The organism is Mycobacterium arosiense ATCC BAA-1401 = DSM 45069 (assembly GCF_002086125.1).
Lineage (GTDB): Bacteria > Actinomycetota > Actinomycetes > Mycobacteriales > Mycobacteriaceae > Mycobacterium > Mycobacterium arosiense.
The window spans coordinates 1-233 of the sequence record NZ_MVHG01000431.1 but is presented as its reverse complement, the minus strand read 5'-3'; the positions used below and the strand labels follow the sequence as shown (position 1 = coordinate 233).

Sequence of the window (233 nt, the reverse complement as noted above, 5' to 3'; positions counted from 1 at the left end):
GACTGGCCCATGGCCTTGGCCGCGCTTTCCAGGTAGCCGGTGACGATGTTCCAGCCGATCCGCCCGTCGCTCAGGTGGTCGAGGGTCGAGAGCCGCCGGGCGAACGGGTAGGGCGCCTCGTAGGTGAGGTTGGCGGTGACTCCGAAACCCAGGTGCTCGGTGACCCCGGCCATGGCCGAGACCAGCATCAGCGGGTCGTTCACCGGCAACTGGACGGCTTCGCGGGCGGTCAC

The 233-nt window shown here is 69.1% G+C and carries 1 protein-coding gene; it reads right to left on the bottom strand.

Going from position 1 to position 233, the window contains the following annotated elements:
- Nucleotides 1-233, bottom strand: a 233-nt coding sequence (locus BST14_RS32455) for an LLM class flavin-dependent oxidoreductase (RefSeq protein WP_142279751.1), incomplete at both ends; no start/stop codon positions are given.